We start from the raw sequence: 19,788 nt of genomic DNA, 5'->3' as shown, positions 1-19,788 counted from the left end.
TTATAGCCAATCGGCCTCGGTGTTTTCCCCCAATCCCCGCTCGCCATGCCAAACAAGGCGCCTCGCGGGACTAGAATCGGCTGATGTCGATACGTAAGCTTCGTCGACTCGACTTAAAAAAATATCAGGAGACAACATGGCAAGTCCCGCTAATCCGCTGCACCATCCCGGCGCCGGCGCGCCGTCTTCCAGTTTCGAGGAGGCGACCTATCGCAAGGTCACCTGGCGGCTCGCGCCGCTCCTGATGCTGTGCTACATCGTCGCGTATCTCGACCGTGTGAATGTCGGCTTCGCCAAGCTGCAGATGACCACCGACCTCGGCCTGAGCGACGCGGTCTACGGCTTCGGTGCGGGGATTTTCTTCGTCGGCTATTTCCTGTTCGAAATTCCGAGCAACGTGATTCTGCACAAGGTCGGCGCGCGGGTGTGGATCGCGCGGATCATGATCTCGTGGGGCGTCATCTCCATGGCGACGATGTTCGTCACCACGCCGACCATGTTCTACGTGATGCGCTTCCTGCTCGGTCTCGCCGAAGCGGGGTTCTTCCCCGGCATCATTCTGTATCTCACGTACTGGTATCCGGCGCATCGGCGTGGCCGCATGACGACGTGGTTCATGACGGCGATTGCGTTGTCCGGCGTGATCGGCGGGCCGGTGTCGGGTTATATCCTGAAGAACTTCAACGGGGCCAACGGCTGGCACGGCTGGCAGTGGCTGTTTCTGCTCGAAGGCATTCCGTCGATCATCGTCGGCGTGATGGTGTTCCTGCTGCTCGACGACCGGATTTCCAAAGCCAGATGGCTCACGCGTGAAGAGCAGCAACTGCTCGAGAGCCAGGTGTCCGCGGAGGAAGCGACCAAGCACGACATGCCGATCCGTCAGGTGCTGACGAGCGGGCGCGTGTTGATGCTGAGCCTCACGTACTTCTCCTTCGTGATGGGCCTGTATGGCGTGAGCTTCTGGTTGCCGACGATCATCAAGGCAACGGGGGTCACGGACTCGCTGATGATCGGCTTGCTGTCCGCCGTACCGTTTGCGGGCGCGGTGATAGCGATGGTGTTCGTCTCGCGCAGCGCCGACCGCAAGCGCGAACGGCGCTGGCATATCGCGCTGCCGGCTTTTGCCGGGGCGATCGGGCTGGTGCTGTCCGTCGTCTGGACGCATAACACGGTGCTGGCGATGGCTTCGTTGACGCTCGCCACGATGGGCATTCTCACTACCCTGCCGCTGTTCTGGAGTTTGCCGACCGCGATTCTGGCGGGGACGGGAGCGGCGGCCGGGATTGCGATGATCAATTCGATCGGCAATCTGGCTGGCTTTCTGAGTCCTTATGCCGTGGGCTGGTTGAAGACGGCTACAGCAGCGAACGATTCGGGCATGTACATGCTGGCTGCGTTCATGGTGCTCGGCGGATTGCTGGCTATCAGCGTGCCGGCGAAGATGGTCAATAAGTGACGGGTTGAGTGTATGAATCGAAGGCCTTGGCGGTGTGGACCGCCAAGGCCTTTTTTGTCGACCTGCGCTGCTTAATCGGGTGGACGCGAGCAGTCGGGGGGCGGACCTTTGGGACGTCCGTTATCGTCGTGGTGCGGGTCCTGATCGTGATCTTGATTGTGATCGCGCGGCGGCCCTGGCGGATGATCGGAATCTCCCGGAGGCGGACCCGGCGGATGATCGAAACACGGCGGCGGCGGTCGATTGTCGGGGCCGCCACCATTGGCCTGGGCGTGTGCCATGAGCGGCAGGCTGAACGCCCATGCAGCGAGCGTCAGCGCGATAACTCGTGATTTCATACGGTGGTCCTGGTGGTTCGTGCGTCGCCGATGCGATGGCTTTCAGGACGATAAACGCTGCGAAGCGCAATGACGTGCTGCCGTAAACTTCGGGAAGTTTTGCGGAGTGCTGGCGCTATCTATTTCGCTGCGCAACAACGGCAACAACATCGCCGCCTCAGGCCGCGTTGCGCCGCACAGTCTGCGGCGGCTGACCGAGCGTACGCAAGAAGGCGCGGCGCATGCGCTCGCGATCCGCAAAACCGGTCTCATACGCGATGGTCTCGATGGTGTGTCTGCCTGCCTCCAGCATCTGCCGCGCGGCCTCGACACGCAGTCGCTCCACCGCCTTCGCGGGCGTTTGACCCGTCTCGTCGCGAAACGCACGGCTGAACTGCCGCGAACTCAAGCGTGCCGCGTCGGCCAGCTCGTCGAGCGAGAGTGAGTTCTTGAGATTCGAACGGGCGTAGGTCAGCGCGTTCTGAATACGATCCGAGCGGGGTGCCAGTTCGAGCAGCGTCGAATGCTGCGATTGGCCGCCCGCACGGCGATGGTAAAGCACGAGCTGACGCGCGACGGCTCGCGTGATTTCGACACCGTGGTCGTGTTCGACCATCGCCAGCGCCATATCGAGCCCGGCGCTCATTCCGGCGGAGGTCCAGATCCGGCCATCCTGTACAAAGATCCGGTCGGCTTCGACCTGCACGTCGGGATAGCGTCGCTGCAACTCGGCAGCCATCATCCAATGTGTGGTGGCCCGGCGATTCGCCAGAAGTCCCGCCTCGGCAAGAATAAAAGCACCGCTACAGATAGCGGCGATTCTCGACGTAGCGTCGGTTGCACGCCGAAGAAAGGCGCCGATCGCCGCCGACACCTCCGGAATCGCGGCGCCGCCGCAGACGATGACCGTGTCGAAGGACTCGCTGCCCACCGGCTCGCTCAACACGGTCACAGCCGTCGTCCCGCGCACCGCGCCGCCTGCCTCCGAACGCACCGATACCTCGTAGTGCGGGCTGCCGAGCACGCGATCTGCGATTTCGAACACCGTGCTGGCGGCGAGACACACGAGCTGGAAACCCGGATAAACGATAAAGCCGACTCTGTGCATGGCGAACGTCCCGATGGCGAGAAAGGTGGCAATTATGACATTGGCGCCACGGGCGTGAAGCTTCAGACTGTCGAGACACAGAACCGACCGGATCGATTTTTCCATCGATCGAGCGATACCTGTTTCACTCCAGACCCACTCAAAGGAAGCGAACATGCCATTGGTCCGCATCAACCTCTCCCAGGCCGCCACGGCGGAAGTCGTCCGCACCGTGAGCGACGTCGTGTACGAAGCCATGCTCGCCACCGCGAACGTACCCGAACACGACAAGTTTCAGATCATCTCGCGTCATGCGCCCGACGAACTGGTCTATCCCAGCGAGGGTTATTTAGGGGTGACTTACACGCCGGATATCGTCTTCATTCAGGTGACGTGGAATAGCGGCAGAACCACCGAAACTAAAAAGGCGTTCTATCGCGCTGTTGCCGATGGTATTCATTCGAGAGCGGGGATCCGCAAAGAAAATGTCTGGATCAGTCTCGTCGAGGTCGATCGCGAAAACTGGTCGTTCGGCAACGGCGAGATGCAATACGGACCCAAGTAGCCCGAGTGCGGTGACGAGCGGGTGACGGCATCGTGCGAACTCAGGTCAGAAGGACGTCCCACGTAACGGCCTGGCGCTCCGGCATCTTCACGATGACGGGACGCCAGGACCGCCGCATGCATCAGACCCGTTCGGTCGGGAGCAGATAGCGCGGTGCAGGATTCGCATTCGCGAACTTCGGCGTCAGCGCGCGGCGTGCCGCTTCCCAACGCGTCCAGTCGTCGCCGTCCTGCAGGGTCGGGATGGTCACCAGTTCGCCCTGATCGAGCCCGGCAAGCGCCGAGTCGACGAGATCCTCCGCCGTCATCGTGCTGGCCGCTTCTTTCTGTTGCGCGTAACCCGCGACGTCCCAGAACTCGGTGGCCGTCGCGGCAGGCAGCACGGTCTGGATGCGCACGCCCTTATCCGCGAGGTCGCGCTGCAGCGTATGCCCGAAGCTCAGCACATACGACTTCGACGCGCTATAGACGCCGTTCAGCAACTCGACGGCGATGCCGACCGCCGAACTGATATTGATGATCGTGCCCGCCCCCTTGCCCGCGAACACCGGCGCGACCGCGTAGGTCAGACGCGTCAGCGCAGTGATGTTCAGACCGATCATCGCTTCCATCTCGTCGACGTTGTCGTTGAGTACCGACGTCACCGAACCGACGCCCGCGTTGTTCACCAGCACAGTAATGCGCGAGTCTTCGCGCAAGACGTTTTCGATCTTCGCGAGCGCAGCCTTGTCGTTGAGGTCCGCGACGATGGTGCTCACCGAGCGGCCGGTCGCGGCAGTCAGGCGCGAGGCTAATGCGTTCAGGCGCTCGGCATTGCGTGCCACGAGAATCAGGTCGTAGCCGCGTTTGGCCAGCCGGTCGGCGTAAACAGCGCCGATGCCGGAGGATGCGCCGGTGATCAGCGCGGTGCCTTTCGTGGAGATAGTGGATGCAGTCATGGTCGTTTCTCTTTGGAGTGTCTTCCCGACGGAATGTCTGGGTTGAGGGCATTCTGACCCTGCCTCTACTTATCCTCAATGACATAGATGCAATGATTTATGCCATTGCATGTCCTGCCGGCTCCGCTGCACCCGCGTCTCAATCGTGGTATATCCAATGTTTTCCGCCAGTCTGGTGAGGACGGTCATGCACACAATCGGGCTCGTCGTTTATCCGAATTTTCAGCCGTTGGGGCTCGCCGTTGCGAGCGTTTTCGAATACGCGAATCTCGTGCGCGGCGAGCGGGTGTATCAGTTCAAACTGGTTTCTGAAGACGCCGGTCCGGTGATGACGTCGCAAAGCTTTTCCGTCAACACCGAACGGCTGCGGGATGGGACGTACGACACGCTCATCGTGGCCGGCGACAACGAGTGCCGTCTGCCGCCCGCCAGCCTGATCGACTACCTGCGCGATGCGCCGGCCCAAAGCCGGCGAGTCGCCGCCGTCTGCACCGGCACGTTCGTGCTGGCCGCCGCCGGATTGCTCGACGGGAAGTCTGTCACGACGCACTGGTTTCATGCTCAGGTGTTCAGGAAGCAGTACCCCGATGTCAATCTCGACGACGACCGGATTTTCGTCGTGGACGGACAGATCTGGACGTCGGCGGGAATGACAGCCGGCGTCGACCTCGCGCTCGCGATCGTCGAAAAGGATTTTGGCTTGCAGACCGCGCGGAGCGTCGCGCGCAAGCTGGTCATGCATCAGCGGCGCGGCGGCGGGCAGTCGCAGTTTTCCGCGCTCCTCGACATGGATGCGAAGTCCGATCGCGTGCAGATGGCGCTCACCCATGCAACCGAAAACCTGGCGAGCGATCTGTCGGTCGAGGCGCTCGCCGAAGTCGCAAGCCTGAGTCCGCGTCAGTTCAGCCGGGTGTTTCGCGAGGAGACGGGGCAGTCGCCCGCCAAGGCCATCGAACGTCTGCGTGTGGAAGCGGCTCGCCTGATGATGGAGACGACCCGGCACCCGATAGAAGTGATTGCGCGCGAAACCGGTTTCGGCGATCGCGAACGCATGCGGCAAGCGTTTCTCCGCGCGTTTGGGCAGCCGCCGCAGTCGATACAGCGGACTTCGGCGAGAGCGGCATTGGGCGTGTGAGGATACCTGCGCCGCCTCTGCAACGCTTCAGTCGTCCTGGAACTTCATCACTCTTTCAGATCGACTCCGCGAGCGGTTTTCATATACCGCTTCCACCGCGCCATCAGCGCCGCACGCCGCTCGCCGTGGCGTTCGTCGAGATAGTCCACAGCCACGATGCGATCGGTTCTGAAGTGCCGGAATTCGCTTCGTAGCTCACACCACGCAGCGCACAGCCGAACGGCCTCGGCATAACCTAAGAGAAGCGGCCAAACCGTGCGCTCACTCACCTGCCCTTGCTCGTCGCGATAGCGAATGTGCAGCTTGCGGCCTTCGCGAATCGACACACGCAAACGGGTGACATCCAGCGTATCCACTGTGTTCGTCAATGGCCCCATCGTTCTGATCGTCGGTTCGGCGATGAACGGACGCAGCCGCTCCGGTACCGACGCCGCAATCTTGGCGATCAGATCTTGCGCCGCCCGTGCGAGAACAGGGTCGCTGCGCTGCGCCACCCACTGCGCGCCGAGCACCGCGGCCTCCAGTTCATCGGCAGTCAGCATGAGGGCCGGCATGTCGTAGCGACGATCGAGGACATAGCCCGTACCGGCTTCACCGCGAATGGGCACGTGTTGCGCCATCAGATCGGCGACGTCGCGATAGACCGTACGCACCGAGACTTCCAGCTCTTCGGAAAGACGACTCGCGGTCAAAGGACGCGTCGAGCGACGCAGGATTTGAATGATCTGAAAAAGACGATCGGATCGGCGCATATCGGGTTCATTGCTGACAGAACGGTGTCAGCAGGCCTTTCGTAGTATGGGCATGGCGGCGGCACATTGCCTTATGGCTCATCACACAAGGGACTGAAAATGGACTTCGTTTCAACGCGGATTATCACAGACGACATCGTTCGACTCGTCCGATTCTACGAGGCGCTCGGGCTCGAGGCCAAATGGCTCGGCGAAGAATTTGCAGAGCTGGCGTCGCCGACGTGCACACTGGCGATCGGCAGTCAGCGCACGATGGACATGTTTTACGGCGGCGCTGCGACGGCTGGAGGCAATCGCTCGGTTATCCTGGAGTTTCTCGTAAAGGATGTCGATGCGGAATATCGAAAGATAAGAACGTTGGAGGCCGAGGTCGTGCAGGAGCCGACGACTCAACCTTGGGGGAATCGCTCGTTGCTGGTTCGTGATCCGGATGGGAACCTGGTCAATTTTTTCACGCCGGTGACGGCGGAGGCGATGCGGAGATACAAGAAGCAATAAGCTGCGAACCGTTCTCTTTCCTGCTACGTCCCGTCATTGAAAACACGCGAATAACGCCTACAGTACGACTTATCTCGTCTTCGGCGTTATACAAGCCTGAGAGGCCGGGACGCCCTGAGGGAGACTGCGACCATGGCTAAATTCATCACGATCGGATATGGCGATCAGCAGGGATACGACCGCACCGATGCAAACATCCGGGACGCGGCCCACGCGCATGACGCAATGCTGCGCGAGTCCGGCAATCTGATGGGGGTGGCCGGAATCCCCGTTCAGGTTCGTAACCCCGATGCGAGAGGTGTCGAAACCAGAACGGGGCCGTTCATGTCCTCTTCTTTGCCCGTAGCCGGTTTCGCCATTATTGAAGCCTCGACATTAGCGGAAGCAGTGGAGAAGGTGTCGAAGACGCCCTGCGCTGTAGCGCATGGTGTAGTCGAGGTTTGGCCACTCGAGTCGACGTAGTCATCACAACGCACCGGGTCGCAACTCATAGCAATCGGCATGACTCACGCGTTCCAAGCATGGCGTTGGTCCATCCGCGCGTTTGCTGCCGATGCACGGCGCCAACCGCTAGAATTGCAGCTTTAGCCCGGAATACGCCAATGTCTTTTGCCTCGCTTGGCCTGATCGATCCCTTGCTGCGTACTCTGCAGGACCTTAATTATCAGACGCCTACGCCGGTGCAGGCCAAGGCAATTCCTGCTGTGCTCAGCGGCAAGGACGTCATGGCTGCGGCACAGACCGGCACTGGAAAAACGGCGGGTTTTGCGCTGCCGCTGTTGCAGCGGCTAGTGCAAAACGGGCCGCCGGTATCCAGTAATCGGGCACGCGTCCTGGTGCTGGTGCCCACGCGGGAACTGGCCGAACAGGTTCTGCAGAGCTTCGTCGATTACGGCGAAGGCCTCGACCTACGGTTTCTCGCGGCCTACGGCGGCGTGAGCATCAACCCTCAAATGATGACGTTGCGCAAAGGCGTGGACGTGCTCGTTGCGACGCCGGGCCGCCTGCTCGATCTGAATCGTCAGAACGCCGTGCAATTCGATCAGGTACAAACGCTGGTGCTGGATGAAGCCGACCGCATGCTCGATCTCGGCTTCGAACGCGAACTCAATGCCGTGTTTGCCGCCCTTCCCGCCCGGCGCCAGACCCTGTTGTTCTCCGCTACGTTCTCCGACGAGATTCGCGCGATGGCCGCGGGCATTCTGCACGCTCCGGTCAATGTCAGTGTCAGCCCGCCCAATTCCACTGTCGGCAAGATCAAACAGTGGGTAGTGACGGTCGATAAGAAGAACAAACCCGATCTCTTCATGCATCTCGTCGCCGAGAACAAATGGCAGCACGCCCTGGTGTTCGTCAAAACCCGCAATGGCGTGGATTACCTCGCAGCCATGCTGAATGACGCGGGTTACGCGGTCGACACGATTCACGGTGACAAACCGCAACCTGCACGACTGCGTGCGCTGGAACGCTTCAAGACGGGCGAAGTCCGCATGCTGGTTGCCACCGACGTCGCTGCTCGCGGTCTGGATATCGACGACCTGCCGCTGGTGATCAACGTCGATCTGCCAATCGTTGCGCAAGACTATGTGCACCGTATTGGCCGCACCGGACGAGCAGGGGCCAGCGGCGTGGCGGTGTCCCTCGTATGCGCCGATGAAGCGCCGCAACTGGCTGCAATCGAAGCACTGATCGGACAGACATTGCGTCGTGAAGAAGAGCCGGGGTTCGAGGCGGAACATCGCGTGCCGCAAACCAGCGCAGCGGGCGAGCTCATCAAGAAGCCCAAAAAACCGAAGAAGCCGAAAGCAGCGCAAACCGCTTCTGCCTCTGCGCAAGTGCCTAATAAAAAGTCACGCCCTCAAAGTGGCGAGAACAAGCGCAAGCCCGCAGCGCAACGCACGGTATCCCAGGAAAAAAGTAATGGCTTTTCCAACGGCAGTCCATTTAGTGTTCAGAAGCCCCGCGCCAAACGCCAAGCTTGATTGACGCAAGCAGCGCGACGCGCGTTGCAAGGAGTCCGCGGAAGCCGAAAACGGCGGCAGTTCGATCGTGCCGATGGTGATTGCCGCGTGTGAGGCGGCAGAGACGGACCGCATGACTGCAGTCATCGCGTCCTGTCGCGGACACTGTGGTTAAGCAATCGACAGAAGGCTCCCTGCGCACGACAACTGATACTATTGGCTGCCTTCGCGCGCAAGAACGAATACCGTTGTCGAATTGCTATTGGAAACCACATGAGAGCAATCATTCTGGCGGTCTTGTTGTGCCTGTGTGTGCCGGTTTCACGAGCCGCGGGAATCAGGTTCGTTCAAGTCCCCGCCGATGCAAATGGCCCTGCGTTAAAGGCTGTCGTCTGGACCCCGTGCGCGTCCGTCGCTCACCAGCTGTCTATCGGACCTTATCTGCTGAAAGCGAACCGTGACTGCCCGACGATGGGAACGTCGCTTCCCTTGATTGTCATTTCGCACGGACATGGCGGGACGTTCCTCAATCATCACGACCTTGCAGAGACGTTGGCCGACGCCGGGTTCGTGGTAGCGGCGATCGATCACCCGGGCGACACGCTCGCCGATATGAGCCTTGCCGCCGACTTGTCCTCGTTCGTCGAGCGCCCAACGGATATCAAGCGCCTTATCGATTACATGCTCGGTGCAGCGTCCGATTCGTCACGTATCAACCCGGCATCGATAGGTTTCTTCGGCTTTTCACGCGGCGGCTATACAGGCCTCGTGCTGGCCGGCGGCAATCCGGATTTCCTCAACGCCAACGTACCCTGCCCCGACTCGACTCTGCCGATTTGCGATCAACTTCGCCGCAAACAGATTCCTCTGCAGCCACTGACTCACGATCCACGGATCAAGGCCTACGTTATCGCCGACCCGGTTGACGAGTTCCCAACGGCAACCAGCCTGAAAGACGTGAAAGCGCCGATTCAACTCTGGGTCTCACAGTATGGCGGCGATGGTGTGCTGCCTGAGACGGGTATGGACCTTGCGAACGCGCTGCCGCAGAGACCCGACTTTCATCCTGTACCCGATTCTGCGCATTTTGCTTTTCTTGCGCCTTGTCCGCCGGAACTATTGAAAAACACTCCCGGGATCTGCGTCGACGAAAAGGGATTCGATCGCACTGCGTTCCATGCCGAGATGAACAGGCAAGCGCTACGGTTCTTCCAATCTCGTCTTCAATAGTCGCGAATCGTTCGGGCCGCACCGGCCATGGAGCCCTCGAGTCCGGCACCCACCATTTACCTGCAATTCAGCGGAGCCCTCACCAGATGAAGTTCCTCATGCGTTTCTTTTCGCTTATCCATGGGCTAATGGCTGTTCTCTTCACCTGCGCGGCACTGCTGTTGATTGCCATTGCCGCTCGTGTCGGCTGGGGCGCGTTTACGGGTCAGTGGGACGAGGCCGGCGCACTGTCCGTTATCGAAGCGTTGGGGTTGCTGGCTGGAGCGGTTGTCGCTTTGCAGATCGCCGAGACGATCGTGGAGGAAGAAGTCATTCGCGAGGCCGATGTCAGCGCGCCCACCCGAGTGCGGCGGTTTATGTCCCGGTTCCTCGTGGTGGTGGTCGTTGCGCTGGCTATCGAAGGGCTCGTTGCGACCTTTAAAGCATTGCATCAGGATCCATCGCAGCTTCGATACGCGGCGTGGCTGATCGCCTCTACCGGCCTTCTACTTGCATGCTGGGGCGTATTCATCCATCTGAATCGGTCCGCGGAGGAGTTGGAGCCTGAGGCAATGGAGGACGCGAAGCGGGAAGATAAGAAGATGCGGTAGTCAGGCTGGGAACGATGAAATCGTTCCCACGCGTCCTCATGAGCGACGACGCTCAGCCGATACCGACGACGGCCCTCAGAATAACGGGCTGTCCGCCGCGCAGAGAAGACGCGCCGAATACGGATCGCGAGTGAATCCCGACGTTGCCCAGCACCTCGACCAACACATCGGATGCACCGTCCAGCACTTTCGCATGATCCTCGAAGTCCGCGGTCGCGTTGACGAATCCTTGTAACTCGACGAACTGCTTGATCCGATCCAGACTGCCGAGCTCGTCGCGCAGCACCAGTAACAACTCAAGGGCGACCTGCCTCGCAAAGCGTTGCCCATCCTCCACCGTGAACTCCGCGCCCAACCTTCCCCGGACCGACTCGCGTAACGATTTCCCAGACAGAAAAATCAGATCTCCCCAGCGGGTCGCATTCTGATAATTCGCGGCAGGCGCACTCGCGCGCCGCTCACTGCCGATAAGGTCTTCAAGTTTCTTGTCTGCGCTCATAAGCTTTCCGTTTGCTGGAGGGTTGTCAGGTCGTGATGGTAAGGCACCATCCACTCATGTCGATCTTCGATGAATCGATGAATATTCCGCACTATTTTTTTCATAACGACACCGGGATACTTCATTCCATCGCGCAACAGCCAAGACCGGTGACATCAGGGACGCGACTTCTGCAGGAGTTGGCTGATGGTGCTGGAGAGCAGTTCGCCGAGAATGCGCGTGGCCGTGGACGGGCTTTTCTCCGCGTATTGAAGCGATAGGCCAGCCAAGGGTAAGTCTGGAAATCCATCGTTCGCAGTCAACGGGACGAGGTCGTCTCTCAGGTCGCCTTCGCAGATCAACGAGATGGCAATGCCGGCCTTCACCACGGACAGGACGCCTTCGAGACTCGTGCAGGTCATGATGGGATGCCACTCGATTCCTGCCGATTCGAGCAGTTTGATTGCGGTCGTTTTATAGGAGCAGGAGCCGTGCACGAACGCGACGGGTAGTGGCCCCGTCGACGGACGGCGCCAGCCTTTTTGTGCGATCCACACCAGATTTTGCGTAGCGAGATTCGATCCGTCGGTGCGTACCGGAATATCTCGCAAGAGCACGACGTCCAGGTTTCCCGCTGCCGCACTTGAAAGGAGATCCTGAGACATGCCCGCGATGATTTCGACGGCCATGCGGGGCTGTTCTTTCGAGAAGAGGAGTATGGCTTCGGATAAAGGCTTGAACAGATGAACGTCGTCCGGAATGCCGGCCCGAACGATACCCGATATGGCAACGGGATTGAACTTGGCCTCGACGTCTTCGGCGAGCTTGATGATCTTGTGCGCGTCGCTGGCGAGTATTCCGCCCCATTGGGTCACGTGGCAAGTCCGCGTGGTCCGGACGAAAAGTTTTTTGCCGAGATGCTCTTCGAGCCGGGAGACCTGATGGCTGATAGTCGACTGAGTCAGATGCAAACGCTCTGCGGCCTTCGAAAAGCTCCCGCACTCGGCGATCATCACGAAGGTTCGAAGCAGGTTGATATCCATGAGGATGGAAGGTGCGGCCGCGTCTTACGCGCCTTAATAAGCTAACGAAATTGAATATGCAACCAAAATACGATGTGATTGAATTACTCGCGAAACTCGTGGGCCATGATACCGCAGACCCTCCGGGCAACGAAGTTGAAATTGCGCGGTTCATCGTGCGCTTTCTCGAAGAAAACGGCGTGGAATCCGAACTCGATGAATTCCTTCCGGGCCGCGCCAATGTACTGGCGACGATCAAAGGAAAACGGTCCGACCAGGCGTTGGTATTTTCTTCTCACCTGGATACCGTGCCGGCCGGTACCCAGAGGTGGGCCACGCCTCCTTTGACGCCGACTATCGTCGACGGCTGGATGTACGGGCGCGGCACGTCCGATATGAAGAGCGCACTCGCGGCCATGATGATGATGGCCATCGAACTCAAGCAGGAGCAGGCGATATTGCCGCACGACGTCATTCTGGCGTTTTCCGCGGGCGAGAGTTCGAATTGCCTCGGCTCCAAACGCTTCATGCAGACCGACGCCTTGCAGCAGGCAGGCGCGGTTGTCGTGGGTGAACCGTCGTCGCTCGACGTCATCGTCGCGCATATGGGCGTGGTGTGGGTGAGAGTCATCGTGCACGGGAAGATGGGCCACGTGTCCGGTTCGGCCGGTGAAAATGCGATCGACAAGATGGTGGATGTCATCCGCCAGGTCAAGCAACTGCAAATACCTTATGTCGACCATGCGCTCTGCAACGCGCCTACCATCAATATCGGCAAGATCGTAGGCGGCACTGCCGTCAACGTCACCGCCGACCGATGTGAAATCGAAGTGGATGTGCGCGTGCCGCCGGGGACGGATCTCAAGGTCGTGGCCGACACGTTTAACACCCTTGCTTCCGGCTCTATCGAAGTCGAAATTTTCGACGAGAAGCCTGCCGTGGAAACATCAGTGGAAAGTCCGATCGTGAAATTGGGCGTGGAAGTGTGCGAGCGGATCAACGGACGCGCTGCGGAAATCTCAGGTGTTTCTTATTACAGCGACGCCACTATTTATTGCCGAAACAACGATCTACCGTTCGTGATCATCGGACCGGGTGAACTGGGCATGAGCACGCAAGTGGATGAATGCGTCGAGCTCGATAAAGTCCGGCGCTGCGTGTCCATCTACAAGCAAATGGCTTTGTCCTGGCATGGCGTGGACCAGTCGCAAGTACTCGATCGGGCGTAACGAAGTGTCCCCGACGCAGCGCAAGCCCCATATCGCACTTCTCGGCACCGGCGGAACAATCGCGGGGAAAGCCCGAGGCGACGACCCACGCGTGGCCTACGATTGCTCATCGCTCTCTATCGATGAAGTGCTCGCCATGTGTCGTGGAATCGAGCAGAAGGCGACGATCTCGGCGAATCAGATTCTCCAGAAAGGCTCGGAGAACTTCTCCTTTACCGACTTCATAGCCATCGCCCGTGAAGTGTGGACTTACGCTTTCGACGACTCGTTCGATGCGGTCATCGTTGCGCAGGGAACCAACACGATCGAGGAACTGGCTTACTTCCTCAATCTGACGATTCCCACATCGAAACCGCTGATCGTCACCGGCGCCATGCGGCCGCCGTCCGCGATGGGGAGCGACGTGTGCCCGAATTTATACGATGCGGTCTGCGTCGCGGCCCATTCCGATTCGTGCGGAATGGGAGCGGTCGTCGTGATGAACAGCGAGATACACGCCGCGCGCGATGTCATCAAGTCGAACAGCTTCAAACTCGATGCATTCGAATCTCAGTTCGGACCGCTCGGCTATGTGGTCGACGGCGCGCCGCGCTATTACCGAAGACCGTTTCGAAAGCATACGACGTCGAGCGAGTTCGACATACGGCATCTTCAAGCTCTTCCCATGGTCGAAATGATCCCGGCTTATGAAGGACTGACGGCGCGCGTCGTGAGCGAGGCTGCTTCGTCATCGGCGGGCCTCATCGTGATCGGGACCGGAGGCGGCTCCATTCCGGAGTCGTTGATCGAACCGATTAAAGATGCGCAAAGCCGTGGGGCGTTTGTGATCCGGGCAAGCCGCTCGCCAGAAGGCGTGGTCGTGCGCAACGCGGCGCATCCCGATGACGAGTACGAATGGCTCGTCGTGGACGATCAACAACCTGCCAAAGCGCGCATTCTGCTCGCGCTCGCGTTGCAAAACGATCCAACGAAAACTGCGTTACAGCGCTGTTTTCACGAGTATTGAATGACCGGCGGATTTTCGCCGATTGCAAAATCAAAACCAGTTCGAGTGTGTGATATGGATCAGATGCGACGACCCACGCCAGACGATGTAATCGCTGCCGCGGCACGTTTAAAAGGAATCGTCGTCAAGACGCCGTTGGTCAGGTCCGATGAACTGGATCGGCTGACCGGGGCGAAGGTGTTCGTGAAGCTGGAGAACCTGCAGCATACCGGTGCATTCAAATATCGCGGCGCGTACAACACGTTATCGCAACTCGATCGCGTCGAGTTCAGCGACGGCGTCATTGCGTATTCGACCGGCAATCACGGGCACGCGGTGTCGGCAATCGGAAAGCTGCTCGGTATTCCAGTGACAGTCGTCGTGCCGTCCGACGCACCGGCGAACAAGATTGAGAAGGCTCGATTGAACGGCGCGCGAATCGTCTTGTTCGATCGCACGACTGAAGTGCGCGAAGAGGTCGCCGCACGCCTGGCTTCGCAGGGCCGCTATGCAGTGGTGCCACCGGGTGATCACGTCGACGTGATCGCAGGACAGGGATCCGTGGCGCTCGAGGCCTTCGACGATCTTGGCGCCGAAGTAATCGATGCGTTCGTCGTTTCGGCCGGAGGCGGAAGCCTCGCCGCTGGTACGTGTCTGGCGACCCAGGCGGTCGGTTCGAATGCTTCGGTTTGGGCCGCCGAGCCCGACGCTTTCGACGATACACGCAAGTCTCTGCTTTCCGGCGTGCGGGAAAAGAATTCGCTCGCGGCCACGTCTATCTGCGATGCGTTGATGACCCTGATGCCCGCGGAGTTGCCGTTCTCGATCAACCAGACCGGCTTGGCCGGCGTACTGACCGCAACCGATGCAGAGGTCCGCGCTGCCATGCGCTTTGCCTTCGAGAACTTTCGCGTGGTGCTCGAACCGGCAGCGGTGGTCGGTCTGGCGGCGCTTCTGTCCGGCCGGGAATCGCGCTTCGTGGGCAAAACCGTGGTCGTGTTCGCAACCGGCGGTAACGTTGATGCGGCGCTTTATGCAGATGTTATTAGCGGACGGGATTTTGATGCAGTAGTTTGACCGGGTTCGTCCGACTATCGATCAAACGATGCATGTTCCGGTCCTGAGATGTTATTCGATCTATAGCGTTGCGGTACTCAAACAAAAAACAGAACATTTTTCGTTAATTAGTTATTCGAACCGAAGGGAGAATTCAGTGAATAAAGCCAACAGCTTGGGGTTGTCCGGTCTGATCGCGGCGAGCGTACTAGCCATCGCCGTTCCGACTAGCGTGCGTGCCGCCGATGAAACCGTGCTCAAGATCGGGGTCATGGGTCCGGTCACAGGATCACAGGCAGCGGTCGGCAAGGACGACGAAAACGGCGTCCGTCTCGCGGTGGAAAAAGTTAACGCACAGAAGATCATGGTCGACGGGAAGCCGCTCCGACTCGATCTTACGTCCATGGACGACGCGGCCGACCCGCGCACCGGCGTGACAGTGGCGCAGATGATGATCGATCAGGGCGTCAAGGTCGTTTTGGGTCCGTACAACTCAGGCGTCGCGATGGCCACCTCTAAAATGTTCGACAGCGCCGGCGTGATCAATGCAATCGTCGCGACCAATCCGCAGATCACCGCGCAAGGGTTCAAATACGTGTTCCGCTTTGCCGCCAGCGATGCGCAGATCGGCCCGCGTGTGGCGCAGTTCGCCGCGACCCAGCTCAAACTCAAGCGCATCGCGATCATCGACGATCGCACGGCCTACGGTCAGGGCGTTGCCGATTCGTTCGTGGCCGCCGCGACCGCGGACGGTATCACGGTGGTGGACCGGGAGTACACGTCGGACAAGGCGATCGACTTCAATGCCGTGCTCACGAAACTGAAGCAGACGCGGCCCGAAGCCATTTTCTTCGGCGGTTACTACGCTCAAGCCGGTGCGCTCATCAAGCAAATGGCGCGGCTGGCGATGGATCAACCGGTGCTCGGCGGAGACGCGCTGTGCGTGCAGGAGACGGTAGATCTCGCCGGGCCTGCCGCGAACAACAAGCTCTATTGTCCGCAGGGTGGCTCGGTGCTGGAGGCATCGAAGCGCGGTCAGGCATTCAAGGCCGAGTATGTGAGCCGCTTCAAGATTGCGCCGCTCACTTTTAGTTCTTCCCTCTATGACGGCGTGATGCTTCTGACGTCGGCGATCAAGAGCACGAACTCGGTCGATCCGGTCAAGCTTCGCGATGCGCTGCAGCAGTCGGATGTGGAGGGTGTCGCGGGCTACTACTCGTTCGACGACAACCGCGACCTGAAGCATTCCCCGATTACCATGTACACCGTTAAAAAGGGTGCATTAGCTGAGTTGCCTGGGGCGCAGTAGTAGCGGTTTGGTTTTTGCTCTTCGAAAGGCTACCTTCGGGTGGCCTTTTTTCTCTGAATGAGCGATGCGAACTCAACACGTAGAGGCTCACCGCTCTGAGCCTGCAAAAGCCGAAACCAGATAGTCGATGAACACCCGAACCCTCATCGGTACACGGCGGCCGGCTGGGTAGACAAGGTGAATCGGCACGCGCTCGGGTTGGAGTTCCGGCAGCAACACCTGGATTTCGCCGGACTGAATTTCTTTTGCCATCAGCCAGAACGGCGCCTGAACAATGCCAAGTCCGCACAGTACGGCCGCGCGAATGTGCTCGGCGTCGCCAGTCAACAGCGACCCGTGCGGCACATAGGAGACGCGCTCCTTCCCGACCTTGAGCGACCAGGGATAGCGCTCGCGGCCATTCGCAAAGACGACGCAAGTGTGCTTGTCGAGGTCCGCGATCCGCGTCGGAACACCATGAGTCGCGAGATAGCCGGGGCTCGCTGCAAGCACGAAGTCCGTCTCGGACAGTTTTCTTGCGGTGAGAGACGAGTCCAATAATCGCCCATGGCGAACCGCCAGATCGACGCCGTCCCCGACGAGGTCGACGTGCCGCTCCGATACTGACACTTCGATCGCGACGTCCGGATACTGCCGGAAGAACTCCGGTAGCAGCGGTGTAATACAAAGCCGGCCATGCGCCGGAGCCGTATTGATTCTGACCACACCTCGTGGCGACTGCTGGCGCTCGCCTACCGACGACTCGAGCGCGTCGAAGTCATCCACCAGTTGCCGGGCCGACTCGTAGAAGATCTGTCCCGCGTCCGTGATCACGACCTGGCGCGAGGTGCGCAAAACGAGTTGAGCGCCGAGATGCCGTTCCAGCGCGCCGATCTGCTTGCTAACGGCGGGTTGACCAATCCCTTCCTCACGCCCCACCGCGGAGAAACTGCCGCTTTCGACGAGGCGTACAAAGAGGCGAATCGCGTTCACTCGGTCCATATGGGCTAGCGTATCAATTCCAGAATGGAATGGATGGTATGCCCTGAGTCAGCGTTTCGGCAATTGATGAAATTGCTTATCTTGCGGGTCGTACACGCACCGAAACCTGAACGAGAGGAACTGAAAGATGAAAGCAATTTGTGTAACGCCTGGCCGTGAGTTAGAAGTTCGTGACATTCCGACTCCGGCCACGCCTGCGCCAGGTCATGTGCTGATCGACATGGATGCCTCGGCGATCAACCACGGCGACAAAACTTTTCTGAGGCTGCCCACGGCAGCGGGTAACCCCCTCGCACTGGGTCAGCATGACGTATGGGGCGCGTCCGGGGCCGGGCGCGTGGTTGCGGTGGGCGCGGGCGTACCGGAGGAATATGCGGGCAAGCAGGTGGCCGTCTATCGGTCGCTCGACAGAAGCGCGGAGAGTGTCGGGCTTTGGAGCGAGCGGGCACATGTACCTCGTACGGCGTGTCTGATCTTGCCGGACCACGTTCGTCCGCGCGACTATTGTGGCTCGCTCGTCAACGTCATGACGGCTTATGCCTTTCTCGAAGAGATAGTTAGCGCGGGCCACAAGGGCGTGATAGTCACGGCTGGGAATTCGGCCACCGGTGACGCGCTTGCTTCGCTCGCGCGCAGCAGGAACCTACCGGCGATTTTTCTGGTGCGGACTACGGCAGCGCGGGATGCGCTGTCGCGTGCAGGGGTGGAACATGTCATTGTCACCACCGAGGGATTCACCGACACGCTCGCCGCGCTGTCCAACGAACTGGAGGCGACGGCGGTGTTCGATGGAGTTGGCGGCGACCTGCTTTCTACGATCGGCCCTACCCTGCCGATGAATTCGACGATCTATATTTATGGCTTTTTGGGCGCCGCCGCACCGGTTTCCGTTCCGTCCGTGCTGTTCATGATGAAGAATCTGACCATGAAGCGGTTCAGCAATTTTGAAAGCCGGACGGTGAAGGAGCGGGCGAATCTGATCGCCGCGCTGAAAACGCTGGAGGGTGTGATCGACGATCCTATGTTGATGACTAGAATTGGTGAGGAATTTAGTCTTGAGCAGATTGAGCTCGCGATGGCGTATGAGTCGACGGATGGTGCGAAGGCTGTGCTTGTTGCATAGGGCGGTTGCGAACTCCTGGAAACGTTGAATTGCGCCGCGTTGATGAGATCCAGTAGGCTATACGTTCTTTCGCTATCCGCTACTTTTGCATGGTTAATGTTCGCCTATTGGATCCGCAGGATGCAGCGCAATTCAAAGCATTGCGTCTGCTCGCGGTCGACAACGCTCCCACCGCTATATGGCCCACCCGTCAGGAGGAAATGACACGCTCGATTGAGGAGATCGCCAATCGTGTTCGTTCGACGCCCACACAGGCCGTCTTCGGTGCGTTCGATGGCGACGTGCTGGTTGGAATCACGGGTGTTCGTCGGGAACCGCTGTCTCAGGTGAATCACAAGGCCACGATTTGGGGCGTGTTCGTCAACCCTTCATACCGTGGACGAGGAATCGCACAGACGCTTTTGTCGGCAGCGACAGGGCACGCGGTTGGAGAGTGGGACGTCGTTCAGTTGATGCTGTGTGTAAATGCGGAGAATTTGGCAGCGAAAAGGCTTTATGTGTCGCAAGGGTTTCAGACGTTTGGGTTGGAGCCGAGGGCGATGAAGGTGGGTGAGCGGTTTTATGATGAGGAGCTTATGTGTAAGCGATTGGGTTAGTGAGCTATAGCGCGTTAGATCCGGTTCGACCATAAAGTGGCCAGTCGATGCAGTACATCGTTCGTTGACGCGAAATCCCCATTCAATCCTGAGCTCGGAATATGGTCGTGATCATAGTACTGCCTGTCCGAACTCTTTTCCCCTTGGTGGCTGCATAATTACTCGATCAAAACATTCTCGACTGCGCATATTTTTTGATTGCCTGATCCTCAAGCGGAGTCGTGCAGGACATTGGGAACAGCGAGAAGGTTACGTTGACTGCGTGTCCGAAGGTCATAGTCGCCAGCGAAACGACTTATAAGTGACATTCAAAAAATAGCTCGCTACTTCGCCTTTCTAGCTGAACAATCTGCTAGGGAAGGTCTGCAAAAGTCCTGGCGTTGACGTAAGTGTGAACTATCCTGGAAGAGGGATAGTTAAGGGGAATGCTGATGACGCAACTGGGCCTTGGGTTGGACCTGTCAACGAAGCGCACGCGCAA

Annotated in this window: 21 protein-coding genes; 14 read left to right on the top strand and 7 right to left on the bottom strand. The window is 59.2% G+C overall.

What is annotated here, in order from left to right; all coding sequences use genetic code 11:
- Positions 1 to 136 precede the first annotated feature (136 nt).
- The gene (locus FQ746_RS16575; RefSeq protein WP_144110452.1) at positions 137 to 1,456 is read left to right on the top strand and encodes an MFS transporter; all 1,320 of its coding nucleotides are present in this window, start codon (positions 137 to 139) and stop codon (positions 1,454 to 1,456) included.
- Positions 1,457 to 1,527: 71 nt separating this feature from the next.
- Here the strand turns inward: FQ746_RS16575 and FQ746_RS16570 are convergent, their stop codons facing one another.
- Together FQ746_RS16570 and FQ746_RS16565 are read right to left on the bottom strand one after the other, a co-directional pair.
- Positions 1,528 to 1,794, bottom strand: a complete 267-nt coding sequence (locus FQ746_RS16570) for a hypothetical protein (RefSeq protein WP_144110451.1) — start codon at positions 1,792 to 1,794, stop codon at positions 1,528 to 1,530.
- A gap of 157 nt (positions 1,795 to 1,951) precedes the next feature.
- Positions 1,952 to 2,881, bottom strand: a complete 930-nt coding sequence (locus FQ746_RS16565) for a GlxA family transcriptional regulator (RefSeq protein WP_144110525.1) — start codon at positions 2,879 to 2,881, stop codon at positions 1,952 to 1,954.
- A gap of 154 nt (positions 2,882 to 3,035) precedes the next feature.
- Here FQ746_RS16565 and FQ746_RS16560 point away from each other — a divergent pair, with 154 nt between their 5' ends.
- Positions 3,036 to 3,425 carry a tautomerase family protein gene (locus FQ746_RS16560; RefSeq protein WP_144110450.1) on the top strand — a complete coding sequence of 130 codons (390 nt, stop codon included), beginning with the start codon at positions 3,036 to 3,038 and terminating at the stop codon, positions 3,423 to 3,425.
- 121 nt (positions 3,426 to 3,546) lie between these two features.
- On the opposite strand, the gene FQ746_RS16555 is transcribed toward FQ746_RS16560, so the two are convergent.
- Complete coding sequence (locus FQ746_RS16555) at positions 3,547 to 4,362, bottom strand: SDR family NAD(P)-dependent oxidoreductase (protein ID WP_144110449.1); 816 nt, start codon at positions 4,360 to 4,362, stop codon at positions 3,547 to 3,549.
- 187 nt (positions 4,363 to 4,549) lie between these two features.
- On the opposite strand from FQ746_RS16555, the gene FQ746_RS16550 reads away from it, so the two are divergent.
- Complete coding sequence (locus FQ746_RS16550; RefSeq protein ID WP_144110448.1) at positions 4,550 to 5,497, top strand: GlxA family transcriptional regulator; 948 nt, start codon at positions 4,550 to 4,552, stop codon at positions 5,495 to 5,497.
- Positions 5,498 to 5,544: 47 nt separating this feature from the next.
- Here FQ746_RS16550 and FQ746_RS16545 read toward each other — a convergent pair whose 3' ends face one another.
- Positions 5,545 to 6,249, bottom strand: a complete 705-nt coding sequence (locus tag FQ746_RS16545; protein ID WP_144110447.1) for a helix-turn-helix transcriptional regulator — start codon at positions 6,247 to 6,249, stop codon at positions 5,545 to 5,547.
- Between the two features lie 99 nt (positions 6,250 to 6,348).
- On the opposite strand from FQ746_RS16545, the gene FQ746_RS16540 reads away from it, so the two are divergent.
- From FQ746_RS16540 to FQ746_RS16520, 5 genes are all read left to right on the top strand, one after another.
- The gene (locus tag FQ746_RS16540; RefSeq protein ID WP_144110446.1) at positions 6,349 to 6,747 is read left to right on the top strand and encodes a VOC family protein; all 399 of its coding nucleotides are present in this window, start codon (positions 6,349 to 6,351) and stop codon (positions 6,745 to 6,747) included.
- 132 nt (positions 6,748 to 6,879) lie between these two features.
- Positions 6,880 to 7,209, top strand: coding sequence for a YciI family protein (locus FQ746_RS16535; RefSeq protein ID WP_144110445.1), 330 nt, complete (start codon positions 6,880 to 6,882; stop codon positions 7,207 to 7,209).
- A 140-nt stretch (positions 7,210 to 7,349) separates the two neighbouring features.
- Complete coding sequence (locus tag FQ746_RS16530) at positions 7,350 to 8,729, top strand: DEAD/DEAH box helicase (protein WP_144110524.1); 1,380 nt, start codon at positions 7,350 to 7,352, stop codon at positions 8,727 to 8,729.
- A gap of 252 nt (positions 8,730 to 8,981) precedes the next feature.
- Entirely contained in the window at positions 8,982 to 9,938 is a 957-nt protein-coding gene (locus tag FQ746_RS16525; protein ID WP_144110444.1) for an alpha/beta hydrolase family protein, read from the top strand.
- Positions 9,939 to 10,024: 86 nt separating this feature from the next.
- Positions 10,025 to 10,528 carry a hypothetical protein gene (locus tag FQ746_RS16520; RefSeq protein ID WP_186310760.1) on the top strand — a complete coding sequence of 168 codons (504 nt, stop codon included), beginning with the start codon at positions 10,025 to 10,027 and terminating at the stop codon, positions 10,526 to 10,528.
- 52 nt (positions 10,529 to 10,580) lie between these two features.
- Here the strand turns inward: FQ746_RS16520 and FQ746_RS16515 are convergent, their stop codons facing one another.
- Positions 10,581 to 11,027, bottom strand: coding sequence for a RidA family protein (locus FQ746_RS16515; protein WP_144110443.1), 447 nt, complete (start codon positions 11,025 to 11,027; stop codon positions 10,581 to 10,583).
- A 155-nt stretch (positions 11,028 to 11,182) separates the two neighbouring features.
- Positions 11,183 to 12,049 carry a LysR family transcriptional regulator gene (locus FQ746_RS16510; protein ID WP_144110442.1) on the bottom strand — a complete coding sequence of 289 codons (867 nt, stop codon included), beginning with the start codon at positions 12,047 to 12,049 and terminating at the stop codon, positions 11,183 to 11,185.
- A 56-nt stretch (positions 12,050 to 12,105) separates the two neighbouring features.
- On the opposite strand from FQ746_RS16510, the gene FQ746_RS16505 reads away from it, so the two are divergent.
- The 4 genes from FQ746_RS16505 to FQ746_RS16490 all read left to right on the top strand — a co-directional run bounded on the left by FQ746_RS16505 (position 12,106) and on the right by FQ746_RS16490 (position 16,607).
- Positions 12,106 to 13,257, top strand: a complete 1,152-nt coding sequence (locus tag FQ746_RS16505) for a M20 family metallopeptidase (protein ID WP_144110441.1) — start codon at positions 12,106 to 12,108, stop codon at positions 13,255 to 13,257.
- Positions 13,220 to 14,263, top strand: a complete 1,044-nt coding sequence (locus tag FQ746_RS16500; protein WP_144110440.1) for an asparaginase — start codon at positions 13,220 to 13,222, stop codon at positions 14,261 to 14,263. The genes FQ746_RS16505 and FQ746_RS16500 overlap by 38 nt, the downstream gene beginning before the upstream one ends.
- Positions 14,264 to 15,319 (top strand): threonine/serine dehydratase, encoded by a 1,056-nt coding sequence (locus tag FQ746_RS16495; protein WP_222105883.1) that lies wholly within the window; start codon positions 14,264 to 14,266, stop codon positions 15,317 to 15,319.
- A 136-nt stretch (positions 15,320 to 15,455) separates the two neighbouring features.
- On the top strand, positions 15,456 to 16,607 hold the full coding sequence (locus tag FQ746_RS16490) for a branched-chain amino acid ABC transporter substrate-binding protein (protein WP_260854083.1): 1,152 nt from the start codon (positions 15,456 to 15,458) through the stop codon (positions 16,605 to 16,607).
- Positions 16,608 to 16,694: 87 nt separating this feature from the next.
- Here the strand turns inward: FQ746_RS16490 and FQ746_RS16485 are convergent, their stop codons facing one another.
- Positions 16,695 to 17,588 (bottom strand): LysR family transcriptional regulator, encoded by an 894-nt coding sequence (locus FQ746_RS16485; RefSeq protein WP_144110438.1) that lies wholly within the window; start codon positions 17,586 to 17,588, stop codon positions 16,695 to 16,697.
- A gap of 127 nt (positions 17,589 to 17,715) precedes the next feature.
- Between FQ746_RS16485 and FQ746_RS16480 the strand changes: the two genes are divergently transcribed.
- Positions 17,716 to 18,711: an alcohol dehydrogenase catalytic domain-containing protein gene (locus FQ746_RS16480; protein WP_144110437.1), complete on the top strand. Its 996-nt coding sequence runs from the start codon at positions 17,716 to 17,718 to the stop codon at positions 18,709 to 18,711.
- A gap of 89 nt (positions 18,712 to 18,800) precedes the next feature.
- A complete protein-coding gene (locus FQ746_RS16475) occupies positions 18,801 to 19,307 on the top strand; it encodes a GNAT family N-acetyltransferase (RefSeq protein ID WP_144110436.1) in 507 nt (168 codons plus the stop codon).
- Positions 19,308 to 19,788 lie beyond the last annotated feature (481 nt).

Source organism: Paraburkholderia sp. BCC1886 (assembly GCF_900996245.1).
Taxonomy (GTDB): domain Bacteria; phylum Pseudomonadota; class Gammaproteobacteria; order Burkholderiales; family Burkholderiaceae; genus Paraburkholderia.
Note: the sequence above shows the minus strand (reverse complement) of the source record. Positions and strands in the feature narration are given on the sequence as shown.

Coding starts and splice junctions, on each gene's coding strand:
- FQ746_RS16570 (WP_144110451.1), bottom strand. CDS start 1,794: ATGAAATCACGAGTTATCGCGCTGACGCTCGCTGCATGGGCGTTCAGC.
- FQ746_RS16475 (WP_144110436.1), top strand. CDS start 18,801: ATGGTTAATGTTCGCCTATTGGATCCGCAGGATGCAGCGCAATTCAAA.
- FQ746_RS16505 (WP_144110441.1), top strand. CDS start 12,106: ATGCAACCAAAATACGATGTGATTGAATTACTCGCGAAACTCGTGGGC.
- FQ746_RS16540 (WP_144110446.1), top strand. CDS start 6,349: ATGGACTTCGTTTCAACGCGGATTATCACAGACGACATCGTTCGACTC.
- FQ746_RS16525 (WP_144110444.1), top strand. CDS start 8,982: ATGAGAGCAATCATTCTGGCGGTCTTGTTGTGCCTGTGTGTGCCGGTT.
- FQ746_RS16560 (WP_144110450.1), top strand. CDS start 3,036: ATGCCATTGGTCCGCATCAACCTCTCCCAGGCCGCCACGGCGGAAGTC.
- FQ746_RS16510 (WP_144110442.1), bottom strand. CDS start 12,049: ATGGATATCAACCTGCTTCGAACCTTCGTGATGATCGCCGAGTGCGGG.
- FQ746_RS16515 (WP_144110443.1), bottom strand. CDS start 11,027: ATGAGCGCAGACAAGAAACTTGAAGACCTTATCGGCAGTGAGCGGCGC.
- FQ746_RS16520 (WP_186310760.1), top strand. CDS start 10,025: ATGAAGTTCCTCATGCGTTTCTTTTCGCTTATCCATGGGCTAATGGCT.
- FQ746_RS16535 (WP_144110445.1), top strand. CDS start 6,880: ATGGCTAAATTCATCACGATCGGATATGGCGATCAGCAGGGATACGAC.
- FQ746_RS16495 (WP_222105883.1), top strand. CDS start 14,264: ATGACCGGCGGATTTTCGCCGATTGCAAAATCAAAACCAGTTCGAGTG.
- FQ746_RS16550 (WP_144110448.1), top strand. CDS start 4,550: ATGCACACAATCGGGCTCGTCGTTTATCCGAATTTTCAGCCGTTGGGG.
- FQ746_RS16480 (WP_144110437.1), top strand. CDS start 17,716: ATGAAAGCAATTTGTGTAACGCCTGGCCGTGAGTTAGAAGTTCGTGAC.
- FQ746_RS16485 (WP_144110438.1), bottom strand. CDS start 17,588: ATGGACCGAGTGAACGCGATTCGCCTCTTTGTACGCCTCGTCGAAAGC.
- FQ746_RS16555 (WP_144110449.1), bottom strand. CDS start 4,362: ATGACTGCATCCACTATCTCCACGAAAGGCACCGCGCTGATCACCGGC.
- FQ746_RS16500 (WP_144110440.1), top strand. CDS start 13,220: ATGGCGTGGACCAGTCGCAAGTACTCGATCGGGCGTAACGAAGTGTCC.
- FQ746_RS16530 (WP_144110524.1), top strand. CDS start 7,350: ATGTCTTTTGCCTCGCTTGGCCTGATCGATCCCTTGCTGCGTACTCTG.
- FQ746_RS16545 (WP_144110447.1), bottom strand. CDS start 6,249: ATGCGCCGATCCGATCGTCTTTTTCAGATCATTCAAATCCTGCGTCGC.
- FQ746_RS16565 (WP_144110525.1), bottom strand. CDS start 2,881: ATGCACAGAGTCGGCTTTATCGTTTATCCGGGTTTCCAGCTCGTGTGT.
- FQ746_RS16575 (WP_144110452.1), top strand. CDS start 137: ATGGCAAGTCCCGCTAATCCGCTGCACCATCCCGGCGCCGGCGCGCCG.